The 18,415-nt window shown below is 64.3% G+C and carries 18 protein-coding genes; 1 reads left to right on the top strand and 17 read right to left on the bottom strand.

What is annotated here, in order from left to right; translation table 11 throughout:
* Positions 1–11: 11 nt before the first annotated feature.
* The 13 genes from paaI to P6U28_RS06865 all read right to left on the bottom strand — a co-directional run bounded on the left by paaI (position 12) and on the right by P6U28_RS06865 (position 10,605).
* Positions 12–461, bottom strand: coding sequence for a hydroxyphenylacetyl-CoA thioesterase PaaI (gene paaI / locus P6U28_RS06925; RefSeq protein ID WP_122404299.1), 450 nt, complete (start codon positions 459–461; stop codon positions 12–14).
* A 102-nt stretch (positions 462–563) separates the two neighbouring features.
* Positions 564–1,646 (bottom strand): 1,2-phenylacetyl-CoA epoxidase subunit PaaE, encoded by a 1,083-nt coding sequence (gene paaE, locus P6U28_RS06920; protein WP_122404300.1) that lies wholly within the window; start codon positions 1,644–1,646, stop codon positions 564–566.
* A gap of 137 nt (positions 1,647–1,783) precedes the next feature.
* The gene (gene paaD, locus P6U28_RS06915; RefSeq protein WP_122404301.1) at positions 1,784–2,281 is read right to left on the bottom strand and encodes a 1,2-phenylacetyl-CoA epoxidase subunit PaaD; all 498 of its coding nucleotides are present in this window, start codon (positions 2,279–2,281) and stop codon (positions 1,784–1,786) included.
* A complete protein-coding gene (gene paaC, locus P6U28_RS06910) occupies positions 2,275–3,051 on the bottom strand; it encodes a 1,2-phenylacetyl-CoA epoxidase subunit PaaC (protein WP_162500371.1) in 777 nt (258 codons plus the stop codon). Before paaC ends, paaD begins: the two co-directional genes overlap by 7 nt.
* On the bottom strand, positions 3,051–3,338 hold the full coding sequence (gene paaB / locus P6U28_RS06905; protein WP_008136594.1) for a 1,2-phenylacetyl-CoA epoxidase subunit PaaB: 288 nt from the start codon (positions 3,336–3,338) through the stop codon (positions 3,051–3,053). The genes paaC and paaB overlap by 1 nt, the downstream gene beginning before the upstream one ends.
* A gap of 10 nt (positions 3,339–3,348) precedes the next feature.
* Positions 3,349–4,341 (bottom strand): 1,2-phenylacetyl-CoA epoxidase subunit PaaA, encoded by a 993-nt coding sequence (gene paaA / locus P6U28_RS06900; RefSeq protein WP_164936897.1) that lies wholly within the window; start codon positions 4,339–4,341, stop codon positions 3,349–3,351.
* A 75-nt stretch (positions 4,342–4,416) separates the two neighbouring features.
* Positions 4,417–5,283 carry a phenylacetic acid degradation operon negative regulatory protein PaaX gene (gene paaX / locus P6U28_RS06895; protein ID WP_122404304.1) on the bottom strand — a complete coding sequence of 289 codons (867 nt, stop codon included), beginning with the start codon at positions 5,281–5,283 and terminating at the stop codon, positions 4,417–4,419.
* Positions 5,284–5,387: 104 nt separating this feature from the next.
* A complete protein-coding gene (locus P6U28_RS06890) occupies positions 5,388–6,158 on the bottom strand; it encodes an esterase/lipase family protein (RefSeq protein ID WP_407121986.1) in 771 nt (256 codons plus the stop codon).
* A 196-nt stretch (positions 6,159–6,354) separates the two neighbouring features.
* A complete protein-coding gene (locus P6U28_RS06885; protein WP_209295558.1) occupies positions 6,355–7,641 on the bottom strand; it encodes a DUF445 domain-containing protein in 1,287 nt (428 codons plus the stop codon).
* A gap of 239 nt (positions 7,642–7,880) precedes the next feature.
* Complete coding sequence (locus P6U28_RS06880; protein ID WP_407121985.1) at positions 7,881–8,336, bottom strand: phasin; 456 nt, start codon at positions 8,334–8,336, stop codon at positions 7,881–7,883.
* Positions 8,337–8,555: 219 nt separating this feature from the next.
* Positions 8,556–9,149, bottom strand: coding sequence for a GNAT family N-acetyltransferase (locus tag P6U28_RS06875; protein ID WP_162500373.1), 594 nt, complete (start codon positions 9,147–9,149; stop codon positions 8,556–8,558).
* Positions 9,146–10,228, bottom strand: coding sequence for an alpha/beta fold hydrolase (locus tag P6U28_RS06870; protein ID WP_407121984.1), 1,083 nt, complete (start codon positions 10,226–10,228; stop codon positions 9,146–9,148). Before P6U28_RS06870 ends, P6U28_RS06875 begins: the two co-directional genes overlap by 4 nt.
* Positions 10,225–10,605 (bottom strand): hypothetical protein, encoded by a 381-nt coding sequence (locus P6U28_RS06865; protein WP_122404310.1) that lies wholly within the window; start codon positions 10,603–10,605, stop codon positions 10,225–10,227. Before P6U28_RS06865 ends, P6U28_RS06870 begins: the two co-directional genes overlap by 4 nt.
* Before the next feature lie 162 nt (positions 10,606–10,767).
* On the opposite strand from P6U28_RS06865, the gene P6U28_RS06860 reads away from it, so the two are divergent.
* Positions 10,768–11,682, top strand: a complete 915-nt coding sequence (locus tag P6U28_RS06860) for an alpha/beta fold hydrolase (protein WP_407121983.1) — start codon at positions 10,768–10,770, stop codon at positions 11,680–11,682.
* Here the strand turns inward: P6U28_RS06860 and P6U28_RS06855 are convergent.
* From P6U28_RS06855 to P6U28_RS06840, 4 genes are all read right to left on the bottom strand, one after another.
* Positions 11,679–12,353: a spermidine synthase gene (locus P6U28_RS06855; RefSeq protein ID WP_122404311.1), complete on the bottom strand. Its 675-nt coding sequence runs from the start codon at positions 12,351–12,353 to the stop codon at positions 11,679–11,681. The genes P6U28_RS06860 and P6U28_RS06855 overlap by 4 nt on opposite strands.
* Before the next feature lie 72 nt (positions 12,354–12,425).
* Positions 12,426–15,662, bottom strand: coding sequence for a bifunctional cytochrome P450/NADPH--P450 reductase (locus P6U28_RS06850; protein ID WP_122404312.1), 3,237 nt, complete (start codon positions 15,660–15,662; stop codon positions 12,426–12,428).
* Between the two features lie 150 nt (positions 15,663–15,812).
* Positions 15,813–16,808, bottom strand: a complete 996-nt coding sequence (locus P6U28_RS06845) for an alpha/beta fold hydrolase (RefSeq protein WP_407121982.1) — start codon at positions 16,806–16,808, stop codon at positions 15,813–15,815.
* 10 nt (positions 16,809–16,818) lie between these two features.
* Positions 16,819–18,369 carry a wax ester/triacylglycerol synthase family O-acyltransferase gene (locus P6U28_RS06840; RefSeq protein ID WP_129143587.1) on the bottom strand — a complete coding sequence of 517 codons (1,551 nt, stop codon included), beginning with the start codon at positions 18,367–18,369 and terminating at the stop codon, positions 16,819–16,821.
* Positions 18,370–18,415: the final 46 nt, after the last annotated feature.

Here is an 18,415-nt window from a genome sequence, read left to right as displayed (position 1 = left end):
GTTTGTTCATTTTATTTGTCTTGCTGCGGCAGCCACGTGCCGGGAATGACACGCGAATGCCCGCGGAATTCCGCGATAACGGTGTCGCCCACGGTGACACGCACGTCGTAGATGCCGGAGCGGCCGCCGCGGGTGATCTCCCGCGCCTTAGCGACGAGTCGGTCGCCAAGCCTGCCGGGCTTGATGAAGGTGATCTGGCCTTGCGCGGCCACCACGCGCTCATTGTGCGAGTTGCAGGCAAACGCAAAGGCGGAATCGGCCAGCGTGAAGATGAAGCCGCCATGGGCGATGCGCTGGCCATTGACCATGTCCGGCCGTACCGTCATGGCGAGCGTCGCAAAGCCCGGGCCGATTTCGACGATCTCCATGCCGAGGCCCTTGGAGGCATCGTCCTCGGCCCACATCGCCTCGGCACAGGCGCGGGCAATATCCTCAGGCGACAGGGCGGCTTTGACGTTCACGCGCTTCTCCCGGGGCCAGACGTTTGCTCATGATGTTCTGCTGGTTGCCGCCAGCTGTCAAATAATGCGACGCATTTGCATTCATCGGGTCTGATCTGCCGATCAGACATGATCATAATCGACCACGACCCGCTCCGACGATGGCTTGGCTTGGCAAGTCAGGACGAAGCCGGCCTTGAGCTCCCACGGTTCCAGCGAATAGTTGATGTCCATCGGCGCCTCGCCCTCGACCAGCTTGGCGCGGCAGGTCGAGCACATGCCGCCCTTGCAGGCGAAGGGCAGATCGACACCGGCGCGCAGCGCGGCATCGAGGATCGCCTCATCCTCGGCGACCGGCACGTCGCGACGCTTGCCGTCGATGATCAGCGAGGCGATCGCCTTCGGCGGCGCGTCTGGCGCAAGCACCTTCTTCGGCCGCGGCTTGCCGCCGAATTCGGAGACGAAGCGCTCGACGTGGATGCGCTCATCCGCGACGCCGAGATCGCGGCAGGTCGCCTCGATCTCCTCGCTCATACCAAGGGGACCGCAGATGAAGACATGATCGACGCTTTCCGCCGACACCAGCGAGCGGAGCAGCACCCTCACCTTGTCGCCATCGAGCCGGCCATGCAGGATCGGAATGTCCTGCTCCTCGCCGGAGATGACGTGGAAGATCGAGAGACGATCGATGAACCGATCCTTCAGCTCCTCGAGCGCCTCGAGAAACATGATGTTGTCGGTGGTGCGGTTGCCGTAGAACAGGAAAAAGCGGCTGTCGGGCTCGCGTGCGAGCACGCCCTTCACGATCGACAGGATCGGCGTGATGCCGGAGCCGGCGGCGAAGCCGACATGGATGCGCGCGCGATCTGCAGGCGGGACCACACCAAAACGCCCGGTCGGCGTCATCACGTCGAGCTCATCGCCGCACTTCAATTCGTCCGCCGCCCAGCTCGAAAACGCGCCGCCATCGATCTTCTTCACGGCGATGCGGATCTCGCCGTCGTCAGGGCCGGAGCAGATGGAATAGGAGCGGCGCACTTCTTCGCCGTCGAGCGTGGTGCGAAGCGTGAGGTACTGGCCGGGCGTGAACGCGTAGTCGCCGGCGAGCTCGCCGGGAATGGCAAACGTCATCGAGATGGCGTCGGACGCCTCGCGGCGGAGATCGTTGACGGTCAGGCGGTGGAAGCGCGGTGCGGCTGATGGCATCAGAAATACCCTGGCTTGGTGTCACCGCCGCCATTGCGAGGAGCCCTTGCGACGAAGCAAATCCAGACTGCTTCCGCAGGGGTAGTCTGGATTGCTTCGCTGCGCTCGCAATGACGATGGGACTGGCATCGTGCGCCTCAATGACACTTGAAGTAATCGAACGGTTCGCGGCAGGACATGCAGCGCCACAGCGCCTTGCAGGAGGTCGAGCCGAACTCGGACAGCAGCTCGGTTTTATCGGAGCCGCATTGCGGACACGCGACCGCCTGCTCGCCGAATAGCGCACGGCGTGAGCTCGAGGCTTGTGGCGGCGCGATGCCATAGGCGCGCAGCTTGCGGCGGCCTTCCTCGCTCATCCAGTCCGTGGTCCAGGCCGGGGACAACACGGTGCGCACCTTGGGCTGATGGAAGCCGGCGCGCTCCAGCGCAAGCTCGATTTCGAGCGCGACCATGTTCATCGCCGGGCAACCCGAATAGGTCGGCGTGATCGCGACCTCCACTTGGTCACCGTCGAGAACGACATCACGCAGCACGCCGAGATCGGCGATGGTCAACACCGGGATTTCGGGATCGACCACGCTCGCGACGGCGTCCCAGGCGCGCTGGCGCAGCTCGCTGTCGAGCACCGTCACCATGTCAGCCCCGGGAAGGTGCGCTGCATTGATTGCAGCTCGGACAAGAGATGGCCCAGATGCTCACTGTGGCGGCCGGAGCGGCCACCTTGCTGCATCCAGTCGTTCTGCGGCAGTGCAAGCGTGGCCTCATTGGCGACATCCGACAGCGTCTTCAACCAGCGACCGCGCAAGGTCGCGGGATCGACGGCGATGCCGGCGTCAATCAGGCTGCGCTCGCCGTCGTCAACGGCGAACATCTCGCCGGTGAAGGCCCAGAGGTGTTCGATTGCTCCTTGCGCGCGGGCGTGGCTCTCGGCCGTGCCGTCGCCGAGCCGGATGATCCATTCCGAGGCATGGCGCAAATGATAGGCGCTCTCCTTTTCCGATTTGGCGGCAATCGCCGCCAGCGTTGCATCGCGCGAATTCATCATCGCGCGCCAGTAGGGATCGGCGAAGGCGGAATAGAAGAATTGGCGCACAAGGGTTTGGGCAAAGTCTCCATTGGGCTGCTCGACCAGCAGCAGGTTCCGATACTGCCGTACGTCGCGCAAATAGGCGAGCTTGTCCTCGTCGTTGTCCTTGCCCTCGACCTTCGCGGCATAGCCGTAGAGCTCCCGCGCCTGGCCGATGAGGTCGAGCGCAATGTTGGACAGCGCCATGTCCTCTTCCAGCATCGGCGCGTGTCCGCACCATTCCGACAGCCTGTGGCCGAGGATCAGCGCATCGTCGGCGCGGCGCAGTGCGTAGAGCACCAGTGGCGTTTCGGAGACCTGGATGTTGGCGACTGCCATCACATGTGCCCCACTTCTTCCGGCACCTCATAGAACGTCGGATGCCGGTAGATCTTGGACTCCGCCGGCTCAAACATCATGCCCTTCTCGGCCGGATCGCTCGCGGTGATCGCGGTCGAGGGCACGACCCAGATCGACAGGCCCTCGCCGCGCCGGGTGTAGATGTCGCGAGCGGCTTGCAGCGCCATGGTGGCATCGCTCGCATGGAGCGAGCCGACATGCTTGTGCGCGAGCCCGTTGCGGCTGCGAATGAAGACTTCCCACAGCGGCGTGTTCGGCGTGGCCATATTGATCTCCCTACTCCGCGGCTTGCGCGGTCTGACGCTGCGCGCGCTTGGCGGCATAGCTGGCTGCCGCCTCGCGCACCCAGGCACCCTCCTCATGCGCCTTGCGGCGTGCGGCCATGCGGTCGCGGTTGCAAGGGCCGTTGCCCGCAAGCACCTGCTTGAATTCGGTCCAGTCGATCTCGCTGTAGCGCCAGTGCCCGTCGGCATCCTGCGTCATGCCGGCGTCGGGAATGGTGAGGCCGAGATACTGCGCCTGCGGCACGGTCGCATCGACGAATTTCTGGCGCAGCTCGTCGTTGGAGAAGCGTTTGATCTTCCATTTCGTCGAGGCGTCGCTGTGCTGGCTCGTGGCATCGGGCGGACCGAACATCATCAGCACCGGCCACCACCAGCGATTCAGCGCATCCTGCGCCATCGCCCTCTGCTCGTCGGAGCCGCGGCAGAGCGTCAGCATGATCTCGTAGCCCTGGCGCTGGTGGAACGACTCCTCCTTGCAGACGCGTATCATCGCGCGCGCATAGGGGCCGTAGGAACAGCGGCACAGCGGAATCTGGTTCATGATCGCGGCGCCGTCGACCAGCCAGCCGATCGTGCCGATGTCCGCCCAGGTCAGCGTCGGATAGTTGAAGATCGAGGAATATTTGGCTTTTCCCGCGAGCATCGCGTCGACCAGCTCTTCACGCGAGGAGCCGAGCGTTTCGGCGGCGGCGTAAAGATAGAGCCCGTGCCCACACTCGTCCTGCACCTTGGCGAGCAGCGCGGCCTTGCGGCGCAGCGTCGGCGCGCGGGTGATCCAGTTGCCCTCGGGCAGCATACCCACGATTTCCGAGTGCGCGTGCTGAGAAATCTGGCGCGTCAGCGTCTTGCGATAGGCCGCCGGCATCCAGTCGTTCGGCTCGATGCGCTCCTCGGCATCGATGCGTGCCTGGAACTGCGCAGCCCTGGCGGCGTCCTCAAGACCGCGATCGTCGGTCTCGGCCGTGTTCAGCGCCTGAGTATACATGCGCATCCTCCCGTTTGTTGGGGAACAATATATAACAGAAGTTAGTTCATGCAAGATATTTTTGTAACATAAAGATCAGGTGCCGAACCTCCGTTCCAGCGCCTTTCTCGCGGGTGGTAATGCCCCCCTCTCGTTGGTTCCATGGCCGTCGAGCCATTGTTCCGACGGAACGAGGAGCGCACGATAAATCTCGCCGCAGAGTTTGCGAGCCGCCCGGCCGGGCCAATCCGGCGGTAGCAGGCTTTCGGGCAACAGCGGGTCGCGCAGCACGACGCGGCGGTAGTAGTGGATCAGCAGGATCCGTGCGGTGAAAGCGTCGGCCTCGGAAAGAACCGTACCGCGCGCGATCTGGGCGCGCAGCGGCTCGAACGTCTTCATGAATTTCAGGTAGGCATCCGCGGTACGATCGAGCGGCCAGCTCGCGCTCAGCAGGCGACGTCCGCTGTCGTCCTCCGCCGAGACTTCGAGACGGATGGCACCCCCAGCCTCATCCGGCACCGGCACGCCCGACGGTGCGACCCATACACCCGGCAGCGGACTGCCGAAGCCGGCATTGCGTAGTGCCTCGCGCGAGGCGTCGCGGTCCTCGCCATTGCCGATCAGCAGCAGCTCGAAGCGCCCGGTCCAGTCGGACGGCGGCGGATCGTAGATGTGGCGCGTGGCCGCTTCAAACGTCTGCCGGCCCTTGTCGGCCAAGCGATAAAAACTGTTGCGGCCGACCTTCTCGCGCGTCAGCCAGCCGTCGGCCGCGAGGCGCGACACCGCCGTGCGGACGACGCCGCTATCGATGTCCAGGCCTTCGAAGAATTCGAGCAGCGTACCGAGCCATACGGAGCCGCCGCGTGGCACGATGGCATCGCCGAACACGGTGATGACGATGGAGCCGGTGCGCGACGGCTCGCGCTTGAGCTGGTCGATGATGCGGGAGAGCGGATGCGCCATGCGCGAGGCATAGCGCGTTTGGTGCGGGTGCGACAATGCCGCGCGAGGCGCGCCGGTTCTCCGTCTCCCCGTGCGCCGGCCGTGCGCGGGGAGAGGCGAAGAAGCTATCTGTGCGGATCGGGATAGGCGAGGCTGCGCCAGCCGCTGCGGTCGAAGGGGCGCCACTGGCCTTCCTTCTGTGCGAGGCGATCGGCGACCGCATAAACCACGGCCGGATGATGGCCCATGCCGCAATGGCTGCTCTCGACCTCGATGCTCTCTGTCTGCGCGCCAGTCTTTTCCATGCAGCCCTGCCAGGCGCAGACGCCATCGGTGCGGCTGAAGATGGCGGTGGTCGGCACCGGCGGCGAAACGGCGAGCTCGCCTCCGAACTGCGGATCGACCTCGTCGGCCTTGCGGCCGCTCGCCCATTCATAGACGCGCCAAGCGTTGGTCGAGCGCGGATCGCCCGCGAAGGGGCTGCCGAGCGTGATCACCTGGCGCACGCGCTCCGGCATCATCTTGGCGAGCTGGCGCGCATAGAGGCCGCCGAGGCTCCAGCCCACCAGGCTGATCTTGCGGCCGTGCTGGTCGCTGAGCTCCTGGACCAGATCCACCATCGCGTGCTGAACGCCCGGACGCAGGCCGTAATTGCGGCCCTGACGCCAGCCGCTCACCGCATAGCCCTTGCTCGCCAGAAACGCGCGCAGCGCGCGCGTCGACGCATCGGAAGCCACGAGGCCAGGCAGCACCAGCACCGGATGTCCGTCGCCGCGCGGCGCGAGGCTCAGGAGCGGCAACGCGCCGAGGAATGCGCCGAACTCGTGGATCGCCCGCCCCTCCAGAAACATCAGGGTGCGGGATGGCGGGCGCAGCGTCTGGGCAGTTGCGGTCATCAATGTTTCCCCTGGGAGACTCGAGAGCCGCCGGCCGCGATGCCGGCAAATGGGCACGAATTCCAATACGCCGGCTTCTTGAACGTTCCGCAGCGCAACATGAATCAGCTAGGCGGCCGGTTCCCGACATTCAAGCGGGAGAGATGCGAGGCGACAATAGGCCCGCACGTTAATGCTAACGGCCGTGACGCAAAAGTCACAACAATCGAAGCAGAAATTCCAGGGAGTAAAGCGCAAGCCCGGCGAGCCCACCGATCAGCGAACCATTGAACCGGATGTATTGCAGGTCGCGGCCGATGTTGATTTCGATCAGCGAAATCAGCTGCGACATGTTCCACGCCTTGACCTGGTCGGAGATGAAGGTGGACACGCCGCTCTTCTGGTCGGCGACGAAGCTGCGCAGCACCGTCACCAGGCCCTGGTTGATCTCGCCGCGCAGCTCGGCATCGCCGGCGAGCGCCTCGCCCGCGGCGACGAACATGCCGGCGAGATGATGCTGCAACACCTGCGTCTCACCGCTCGCACTGCGCTCGATGAAGGCGCGCGTGTTGGCCCAGACGGTGCGGGCGAGATCGGCAAGCTCGGGACGCGCGAGCAGATCGCGCTTCAGCCCGGCGATACGGTCGATATAGGCCTGGTCGGTGCCGAGGCGGTCGACGAAGCTCAGCACCATGCGGTCGAACTCGCCGCGGAACGGATGCTTGGGATCGCTGCGCACCTCATTGAAGAAGGCGGTGGCGGAAGCCACGATCTTGTTCACCAGAAACTTGTCGGCGCGATAGAGCCGCAGCAGCGTCGGCAGCTCCGCCCGGACCTTCTCGCGGATCATCGCCATCATCTCTTTCTGATTCAGCGTCTCGTGCATCACGCGCAAGAGATCGTCGAACAGGATCTGGTGCCGGCCCTCCGCGACGAAGCCGCGCAAAGTGCCGGCCGCAAGTGGCGCAAGGTCGATCGCCTGGAGCTGCGAGGACAGGCGGCGGATGATGAACGTCATCAGCCCCGAGGTCTCGGTCGCGGAGACGGCCTCAGGCAGGAGGCGCAGCGCGAAGCGCGCGAGGTCGTCACTGCGCTTGCGGTCACGCAGCCAGTCGGCAACGAAGGAGCCGAAATCGATCTCCCTCAGCTTGGCCTCGACGGGACCGGCCTCCAGGAAATGCACCTGGATGAATTCGCCGAGCTTGTCGGCAATGCGGGCCTGATTGCTCTGAATGATGGCGGTGTGCGGGATCGGCAGGCCGAGCGGCCGCTTGAACAGGGCGACCACGGCGTACCAGTCTGCGAGTCCGCCGATGGTGGCGGCCTCCGCGAAGGCCGCGATGAACCCGAACACGGGATGCACCGGCAGCAGCCATTTCGCGACGATGAAGAGCAGAAGCGTCGAGGCGAGCACCAGCGTCGCCAGCGCTTTCACGCGGCGCAGCTCGGCCGCGCGTTCGGCATCGCCGGGGGTGTCGAAGGAGAAGGCGGATTGAATCTTCATGACGCAAACTTAGCGTCCCGATCTCCGCGTGTCCCGGACGAGGTGCAGCGCGAAGCGATGCGCCGCAAGCCGGGACCCAGCAAGACGATGGACCCCGATCAGCAGTGCACCACGCCGGTCTGGACGATGCTTCGCATCGCCAGGGCGCGCTGCACAGCGTCCGGGAAACGCAAACCAAAACAAAAACAAAGGCCCGCCGAAGCGGGCCTCAAATTTCAGTTTGTACTCACAGTGCCAGATCAGGCGGTCTTGCTGTAGACCTTGGCAAAGTTGTCCTGAGCGGACTTCGCACCGTTGGCGGCGAGCTTGCCGAGATAGTCGGCGGTCGCCTTGGCGCGCGAGACGAACACTTCACCGCGGGCGCGGAGCAGGCTCGACTGGATCTCGACGGCCTCGCTGATCGACTTGGCGGACGCGAGCTTGTCGATGCCCGAGAAGAACGCCTCGGCATCCTCATAGATCGCCTGCTGGATGTTGCGGCTGATCTTGCCGGCTTCAGTGACGGTCTCGGTCACGGCATTCTCGACGGCGGCGGTCACGCGCTCGGAGCCAGCGAACACTTCGGCGGCACGGTCCTTGGCGGTGTTGGCAGTCTTCTTGACGAATTCGCGGGCGGCCTCGGGAACTTCCAGGTTCTGGATGTTCTTGAAAGCGTCCTTGAAGCCCTCGAAAGCGGTATTGGTTTCAGTGGTCATGGGGTTCTCTCCATCCTCATTGGTCTGAGCTATGGGCTCACCCCGTCCGCATTGGCCCGGGGCACGGCTTATATGGCAGAGTTAATTGTGCGATGCAATATTCATGTTGCAGCGCGATATCACGAAATCGTGAACAGCCTTAACTTGAGGCATCATGATGCCTCCCTCACCAGCTGGGTTCCCAAGGATTTCCCCGAGGCCTCGTGCTGGACGGCCCTCTCAGTGCTGGACAGCGCCTGGCAGCCCGTAGGCCTCCATCTGGGCCTGGACCTGCGCGACGTTGTGGCCGAGCACGACGATGTCGTGGGTCTTGCCGTCGACATCCCGGACATGATCCCGCAGCAGTGCCTCCGCCTTGAACCCGAGGCTCTCGAACAGGGCAATCGCCGCCTGCTGGTCGACCGTCATCTGAACCGAGAGCTTTTCCAGGCCCGCCCCGAGCGCGAGGGCAAAGGTCTCCTGCGACAGCGCCTTGCCAACACCCTTGCCGCGGACCTCGGGCGAAATCACCATGCGGATCTCACCGACATGGGGTGACCAAGAGTGCGGGTCGCGCACCAGCGTGCCGCAGCCGACAACCCTGCCCTCTCTCACCGCGAGCAGGCTCTGGATCGCACCGCGCTCGATCTCCTTGACCCAAGCGGCCAACACCTTGGGCTCGCTGATGTTGCGCGGCAGGAACAGCAGGTCGTGGGTGGGCAGGCCCCTGCCGAAGGCCAGTACCGCGGCTTCGTCCGCGGGCGACATCAGACGGATCTCGATATCGCCGGCGTCGGTCTTGACGTGACGCGGATAGGAACGCTGCTCACTCATGTCGATCTCTTCCCAAGCCAGGAATCCAATTTCGGCCACAGCCGCTTCACCGCGTTGGCGCCGGCGACGAGCGAGACGTGACCGCCCTTCAGGATCACCTCTTCCTTGTCCGCCGAGCCGACCTTGGCGATCAGATGCTTGGCGGCGTCATAGGGCACGATGTGATCGTGCTCGGCGACCGCATGCAGGATCGGCACCGTGATATTGTCGAGCTTCGCGGCACGACCGCCCACCGACATGGTGTCGTTGAACAGCTTGTTGTCCCACATCAAGTCCTTGGTGATGGCGCGGAAGTACTCGCCGGCGAGCGGCAGCGTATCGGTCGCCCAGCGGTCGAACATGCGGTAAGACTTCACGAACTCGTCGTCCCAGATGTTCTCCCAGAGCTGGATCTGGCTCACCGTGCGCGAGGCCGGCCGCAGCATCTCGAACGAGGACAGGATCATCTCCGGCGGCACGTTGCCGACGCTGTCGACGAGATGGTCGACGTCGAAATAGCGGCGGTCGGAGAAATTCGAGAACAGCTTCATCTCGCGGAAGTCGATCGGCGTGGTGAAGCAGATCAGATTCTTCATCGGCCCGTCCTGATGGATCGAGCCGTAGAGCAAGGACAGCACACCGCCGAAGCAATAGCCGATGACGGAAACGTCCTGCTCGCCGGAATCGGCTTGCACGCGGCGGATGCAGTCCGGGATGAAATCGAGGACATAGTCCTCCATGCGCAGGCTCTTCTCCTCCGGCCGCGGCGCGCTCCAGTCCAGCATGTAGACGTCGTAGCCACGCCTGAGCAGGAACTCGATGAAGCTCTGACCGGGCACGAGATCGAGGATGTAGCCGCGGTTGGTCGTCGCCATCACGATCAGCACCGGCACGCGGTAGATCTCGTCCGACATCGGACGGTAGTGATAAAGGCTCATCGTGCCGCGCGAATGCAGCACGTCCTTGGGCGTCGAGCCGAGCGACGGGCCCGAGGTCGAGAAATATTCGACGCCCTTGATGCTCCGCATGATAGCGCGCTGCACTTCGGATTGGATCCGCTCCGGTATCGCAGCGAAATCAAGTCCCGCCGGCGCGTTCATTTTTGGTCTCCGCCTTCGGGCGGCGGACGTTTCGTACGCGGCGGTCGCGGAGCGGCGCCGACCTGCTGCGCACCCGAGTTGGCCGACATCTGGCTCAACATCGACTTGATCTCGCCGAGTTGGCCTTCGATCGACTGGAGCCGCTCCGCGATACCGGTCATCTGCTCGCGGCTCGGCAGGTTCATGGAGAGCAGGTATTTCTCCATGAGATCGCCGAATTGCTTCTGAGCACCTGCAGCAACTCCGCCGGCGCGGTTCATGGCTTGCGAGAATTCGGGCGTCTCCATCGCCTTGGTCGCGAAGGAGTTGAAACCCTTCTCCATCTCGCCAACCATCTTCTGCCACAAGGCGACCGGATCGGTGATCTTGTCGGTCATCAGCGTCCTCCCAATGTGGAGGGCTTTGCGCCCCTCTTTTCCCGCCATACCACACCGTTGCGAGGTGCCGGTCAACCGGCAAGCAGTGGGCGCAGCGTCGCGCACGCGGCTTCTTCGCGGAACGAAACCGTGCGATACAGCATCGATCAGCAGGAGGGATCCGTGACCGCCCATCATCCGCCCCAGACCGTCCGCGCCAACGGCATCGACATCTGCTATGAGATCTTCGGCCAGGACAATGCCGAGCCGCTGCTGCTGATCATGGGCCTTGGGGCGCAGATGATCCATTGGGACGATGCGTTCTGCGAGCAGCTCGCCGCGCGCGGCTTCCGCGTGATCCGCTTCGACAATCGCGACATCGGCAAGTCGAGCCATCTCACCGGCGGCAAGCGCCTGACGCCGTTCGAGCTGCTGAAGTTGCGCTTCTTGCGGATTCCCGTGGCCGCCACCTACAAGCTGATCGATATGGCCAAGGACACGGTCGGCCTGATGGATGCGCTCGGCATCAAGTCGGCGCATCTGGTCGGGGCATCCATGGGCGGCATGATCGCGCAAGAGGTGGCGCTGTCGTTTCCGCACCGCGTGCGCTCACTGACCTCGATCATGTCGACCACGGGCAATCCGCGCATACCGCCGCCGACGCGCGAGGCCGCGGCCATGCTGATGGCGCCGCCGCCGCGCAGCAAGGAAGAGTTCATCGTCCGCTTCGGTCAGACCTGGAAGCTGCTGCGCGCCGGGTCTTTCCCGGAAGAGGAAGCGCTCGATCCTGGCCGCGCCGAGCGCGTGTTCGCGCGCGGGCTCAATCCGGCCGGCGTCGGCCGCCAGCTTCGCGCCGTGCTTGCCTCCGGCAGCCGCAAGGAGCGGCTGCACGCCGTGAAGACCCCGACGCTCGTCATTCACGGCACCGTCGATCCGCTGGTCCATCCCGAAGGCGGCAAGGACACGGCGGCTTCAATCCCGAACGCGAAGCTGTTGATGATCGAGGGTATGGGCCATGCTTTGCCGATGCGCTTCTGGCCGGAGATCATCGACGCCATCGACAAGCACGCGCATGGCGCAGCGGCGCAGGCGGCTTAGATCTTCCGTGCGATCCAGATCACATGGCGTGCGCCACCGCCCCTGCCGGTGGCGCGGACATTGACCTCGCTGACGTCGAAATCGGCGCTGCGAAGGCGCTTGGTGAACGCCGGATTGGGTCCCGACGACCAGACGGCGAGCACACCGCCTCGCCGCAGCGCTGCCCTGGCCGCCACCAATCCGCTCACATCATAGAGCGCGTCATTGCCCTTCCGGGTCAGCCCCTCGGGTCCGTTGTCGACGTCGAGGAGAATGGCGTCGAAGGCCGACCGCTGCGCCCGAATGATCTCGCCCACGTCGATTTCCCGGACAGTCACCCGGACGTCATCGAGGCTGTCGCCGAAGACCTCCGCCATCGGACCTCGCGCCCAGGCGACCACCGCCGGCACGAGTTCGGAGACGATGATCGTCGCCTTGGGTCCGAGCACGGAGAGCGCCGCGCGCAGCGTAAAGCCCATGCCGAGGCCGCCGATCAGGATGACGGGCTTTGCGACCTTCTCGATCTGCTTCGCCGCGAGCGTTGCCAGCGCCGCTTCCGAGCCCGAAAGACGGCTGTTCATCAGCTCGTTGCTGCCGAGCTTGATGGAGAACTCTTTGCCCCGCCGCATCAGGCGGAGCTCCTCGTCGGAGCCGGGGATTTTGGCGGTGTCGAGTTTTTCCCAGGGAATCATGCGCGAGCTTTAGCACGATTTGCGCCCCGGATTTCGCTGCGCTCCGTCCGGACTACAAGAACGCGCCTCGGGCTACCCGCCCGCCCACACGTCGAGCACATAGCGGTCCTTCGTGCCCATCTCCTCGATCCACCGGGCACCGGCGGCGGCATCGCTGCCGCTCTTCTCGCGGTGGATCGCGACCAGCGCCGCCTTCACGTCGGGCTCCATCTTGCCGCCATCGCCGCAGACATAGATGATCGCGCCCTGCTCGATCAGCGGCCAGACCTTGTCCTTCTGCGCGGCGAGCATGTGTTGCACATAAGTCTTCGGTCCGTCCGCGCGCGAGAACGCCGTGAACAGCTCGGTGATACCGCTCGCCGCCAATGCCTTCAGCTCCTCGGCGTAGAGAAAATCCTGGTCGGGGTGGCGGCAGCCGAAGAACAGCATGGCCGGGCCGAGCGTGGCGCCCCTGGCCTTGCGCGCCGCGCGCTCCTGCAGGAAGCCACGGAACGGTGCGAGTCCGGTGCCGGGGCCGATCATGATGATCGGCACGGATGGATCATCGGGCAGCCGGAAGCCTGCCTTGGTCTCGCGCACGGTGGCGTAGATCGTATCGCCGGCGCGGCGGTTGGCCAGATAGTTCGAGCAGATGCCCTTGTAGACACCGCGCCCGGAGGCGGCCGGTCCCTCGACCACGCCGACCGTGATGCTGCATCGCGCCGGGTCGACCGAGGGGGACGACGAGATCGAGTAATAGCGCGGCGCCAGCAGCGAGAGCATTTCCAGATAGGCGTGAAACGGCAATTCGCAGGCGGGATATTCGAGGAGCAGGTCGAATACCGATTTTCGCCTGGACAGGATCTCGGTGCGATAGCGCTCGAGCGGCTCGGATTCCTCGCCGACGAAGCCCAGCAGCTTCGGCTTGGTGACCGGGCAGCGGGTGTGCTCGGCCATGATCTGGATCTGCTTGCGGGTCGCCACCTGCTGAAGCTCCACGAATTCGCTGAGCAGGCGGCCGACCGACACGGCCTCGCCGACCGGCAACTGCGCGCGCCGGCCTTCGGCGACCCGAAGCCTGATCTGGTCGGCCGGCAGGAAGCCGAAGCGGCGGGCAACGGAATCCACCAGCGTCGGATCGTTGCGCGGGACCACGCTCAAATGATCTCCGACGCGATAGCTCATGTTGGACGGCAGCTGCACCTCGATGTGGCGCGTCGAGCGCTCCGACGGATTGGGCCCGCTCTTGTTCTGCAGCTCGTCATTGGCCAGCACCTTCATCGCCACCGCGCCGCCCTGGGCGACGATGGTGTTGACGGCGGTCACCGCCACGGGCTCGATCGCGTAAAGCGGATCGTCCTCCGCCGTGCGGGTGAAATTCCAGTCGATGCCGAATTCCTTGGTCGCGACTTGCGCGGCCGCGGGGAACCATTTCTGGAACTGGCCGTCGAGATCGCTGCGCGCATCGCCTTCGCCGCGCGGATAGACCGCGCGTGCACCATGCGCCGACAATTGCTCGTCGATATAGCGCGGCACCGACTGATAGGTCGCCGCCCAGTCGCTGTTACCGCAACCGAACACGGCGTAGCGCACGCCGGCGAACGCATCCTTCGGCAGGTCGTCACCGAGCCATTTGACGAACTGCGTCGCATTGTCGGGCGGCGCGCCATTATAGGAGGCGCAAATGATGAGCACACCGCCCTCCTGCGGCAACTTACCGACGTAATCGTCGAGCGCGCCGAGATGCACGGCAAAACCGTTGATCTCGGCAAGATCGGCCATGCGCGTCGCAAGCTCCTCGGCGGTACCGAGATTGGAGCCGTAGAGCACCAGCATCGGCGTGTTGTGGCCGGGCCGCGTGGTGGGCTTGCGCTGCGTCTTGGGCGCTGAGGATGAAGCCGCAATGGGCCCGCCAAAGGCGCCGCGCTCGCGATCCGCGCGCGGACGCACCTTGATCTTGAAGCCCTCCGGCTTCATGGTCAGGGTTTCCTTCAGATGCATCTGGTAGCGCTGGTGGTCGATGAGCTTGAAGCGCTGCAGGATCATGCCGAGCGCCAGCGCCGCCTCGTGCATGGCGAACCCACGGCCAATGCAGGCGCGCTGCCCGTTGCCGAACGGCTTCCAGGCATTGATCGGCCGCTTCGCTTCGGCCTCGCGGCTGAAGTTCTCGGGATCGAAGGCATCCGGGGTCGGCCCCCAAACCGAGGGATCACGGTGCAGCGCCGTCACTAGGATGGTGACGAACGTGCCCTTCCGGAGCTTGTACTTGCCGCCGCCAATGGTCTCGTCCGCAAGCGGCGAGATGCCATAGGCAGGCGCCGGCGGCCACAGCCGCAACGCCTCCTTGAGGATCTGGGTGATGTAGGTGAGCTGCGTCACCTGCTGGTAGGTGGGCTTCGCGTTGACATCGGGGCCGAAGACACGGTCGACTTCGTCATAGGCCTTCTTGAGAATGTCCGGATGCTTGAGCAGTGCATAGAGCGTGTAGGACAACAGGCCGCTGGTCGTCTCGTGACCCGCGATCAAAAACGTGTTGATCTGGTAGCGAATGTTGACGTCGTCGAGCTGTTCGCCGGTGGAGCGGTCGACGCCGGTCATCATTGCGGCGAGCATGTCCTTCTTGTCGTCGGCGCCTTCCGCGTTCTTGCGGCGCTCGGCGATGATCTCGTCGACCATCTTGTTCATGAAGGCGACGTCCTCGGCCAGCGTCTTGCGCCGCTTCTGCATCCAGAACTGCTCGAACGGCAGGCCGCGCGTCATCATGATGGTTTCGAGCGAACGCACCAGCGACTCGACGAAAGGATGGTAGTCGCGCCGGTAGAACGAATTGAAGCGGTAGTCGAAGCCGCACAGCCCGATCGTATCCAGCGTCAGCGCCGTCATGTCATGAACGACGTCGATCTCCTCGTCGGCATTGAGCCGCTCCCATTTCTGGACGAGCTGCTCGGCGATGTCGACCATGCTTCCGTGATAGGACTGCATGGCGCGGTTGCCGAACGGCTGGAGCAGGATGTTGTGCGCCTTGCTCCAGTTCGGCTCACGCGTGTCGGCCGTGAACAGGCCGTCACCGCCAACCGCACGCACGCGCCGCAGCGCGCCGCGTACCGTCTTGTCGAAGCGCTTCTCGTCCGACAGTTCGTCGACGAGATCGTGGCCGGAGACGATGACGATCGGCGAGCCCATCATGTCGAGCCAGAAGATCGGTCCGAGCTCCTTGGCGAGCCGCGTCAGGTGCTGCACCGGAGCCGTCGAGTCCAGCGACAGCATGTTGCCGACCACCGGCTTGGTCGGCGGCTGCGGGATCGGGTCCAGACGGTTCTTGGATGACATGAAAAGCGCTTCCCCCTCAATAACCCTCGTCATTGCGAGGAGCTCTTGCGACGAAACAATCCAGAGTGTCTCCGCGGACACCTTCCTGGATTGCTTCGCTTCCGCCTTCGCTCTTCGAGCTACGGCGGACGAGTCGCTCGCAATGACGAGCTAACCAAACCGCCTTCTACGCCATTCGATCAGCTTGGCGCTGACCTCTTCCGGCTTCTCCTGCTGCGTCCAATGGCCGCTGTCTTTCACCAGATATTTCTCGAGGTCGGGAATCAGCTTCTCCATGCCATCAGCGGAGGACGGCGGCAACACCGCGTCATTCTCGGCCATGATCATCAGCGACGGTACGCGGACCGTATGATCGAGCCCTTCGGCACGCCTCCAGTTGCGCGACATGTTGCGGTACCAGTTGATGCCTGCGGTGAAGCCGGTTCTGGTGAAAGTATCGACGAAGACTTTCTTCTCTTCCGGCGACAGAATCGGCGCACGCGGATCATGCTTCGCGTCATAACCGGCAATCATCTGGGGAAATGCCAGATTGAGCCGCGGCGAAGCGCCGACACCCGCAACCACCTCCTCCGGCGGAGCGTCGGCCGGCCGCGGCACCGGCTTACGCATGAATGCATCGAAGGTCTGTTCGACGCGGCTGCCGAAGATCCTGTCCGGCTCCCGCGCGGGATCCTGGAATTGCACGATGTACATCTTGTCGCCGAAGCGCGCACGCAGCAGCTCGATCGGATCGGCCCAGGCACGATTGGTGTGGGGCGTGTTGATGCCGACCACGCCGGCGACCCGGTCGATGTGCCGCAACGGCATTTGCCAGACGACGAAGCCGCCCCAATCGTGACCGACGAAGATCGCCTTGTCGATTTTCAGATGATCCAGCAGGCCGACCAGGTCACCCGTCAGATGTTCGATGTCGTAGGCCTCGACCGGCTCGGGCCGGTCTGACGCGCCATAGCCGCGCTGGTCGGGCGCGATCACGCGGATGCCGGCTTCGCTCAGCGCCTTGATCTGGTGGCGCCAGGAGAAGGCAAGCTCGGGCCAGCCATGGCACAGCACCATCGGCGGCTTGTCGCTCTGCGGGCCGGCCTCGTAATAGCCCATACGGATTCCGTTCGTCTGCACGAACTTCAGCGGCGGCATCTCGATCATGGCGAATTTCCTATTCCGCGGCGCCTTTGACGTCAGTTGCCGGTGGCGCAAAGGCGGCCTCCAGTGCGGCGAACTCCTCCGGCAACATGTCGCACATCACCTGCACATGCGGGATGATGTTGGCACCGACGATGAAGCCGAAATCAAGCTGGTCGCGATAGCTCTGCACGGTGATGTTGAGCGCCTGCCCATGCGTCGCGATCGACACCGGGAAGATGTGCAGTAGCTCGGCACCCGCGGCATAGAGCGTCTGCCGCGGCCCGGGCACGTTGGACACGGTGATGTTGGCGGCCGGCGGCAGCACGTCGGAGAGATTCGAGCGGCTGTAGAGCAGCGCCAGGATCTGCACCATGATCGGCGCGCCCAGCATCGAGATGTTGGAGACCTGCGGCATCAAGGCGCGCAACGGATGCGACATCTCCTTGGACTTGGTCGATTGCGCTATGATCGCCTCCAGCCGCGCCTTGGGATCGGCGATGTTGGTCGCGATCGAACAGATCATGCCGAACACCTGGTTGTTGGCCTCGGTGTTGCCTTCCTCGCGCAGCGAGATCGGCACGGCGGCGGTCAGGGATTTCGCCGGAAGCGTGCCATATTGCAGGAGGTAGCGGCGGACCACGCCGGAGGCGAGCGCCAGCACCACATCGTTGAGCTTGCCGCCGGCCTGCTTGGCCAGCGCCTTCGCCCGCGACAGCGAGATCGACACGCCGGCAAAGCTGCGCTCGGACGAGATGGTCCTGTTGAGCATGGTCGGCGGTGACACCATGCTGGCGAGACTCTCGCGCGACTTCGGATCGGCGATCTTGCCGAGCACGTCTGACACGCTCTTGAGCACGGTCGGGATGTTGCCGGCGAAGCGAACGGCGCTCTCGATCTGGTACATCGCATTATCGAACAGGATCGAGCCGATGTCGCTCTTGCCCGTGCGGGGCAGTTGCAGGTTCTTCGCCGCTTGCGAAGCCTCGAGCGGCTGGCTGAACAGCTGCTGATAGGAATCGAGCAGGTTGGCGGCGATGTCGCGCGGCTCCTGCCCGGGCTTGGCTCCGCCCGTCGGCGGCTCCACCTTTCGTGGGATCGGCGAGATGTCGTAGATCATGTTGGTCAGCGCTGCGCCGGCACCGCCATCGATCGCGGCGTGGTGCATCTTGGAATAGAGGCCGACCTCGTTGTCCTTCATGCCCTCGAACACGTAGAACTCCCAGAGCGGACGAGCGCGGTTGAGGAGCTTGGCATGCATCCAACCGACGATGCGCTCGAGCGTGGCGCGGTCGCGCGGCTGCGGCAGGCTGGCACGGAAGATGTGACGGTCGATGTCGAACTGATCGTCCTCCACCCAGGAGGGATGGTCGATGTCGAGCGGCGCCTTCTCCAGCCGCGCCTTGAGGATCGGCGCGATGTGCAGGCGAGAGACGATCATCGCCTTGAAGTCTTCGAAGAAGTCGCCCTTGTAGTCGTCGGGCAGGCGAAAGATCGCCATGCTCCCGACATGCATCGGCATCTCAGGCGTTTCCAGATAGAGAAACGATGCGTCCAGCGACGACAACTTCTTACCGTCAGCCATAATTCCCTCCCACGAGATGTGACGGGCGCCTTGGCGGCGCTTCTCG

Source organism: Bradyrhizobium sp. STM 3561, assembly GCF_045571455.1.
GTDB lineage: Bacteria > Pseudomonadota > Alphaproteobacteria > Rhizobiales > Xanthobacteraceae > Bradyrhizobium > Bradyrhizobium vignae.
Note: the sequence above shows the minus strand (reverse complement) of the source record. Positions and strands in the feature narration are given on the sequence as shown.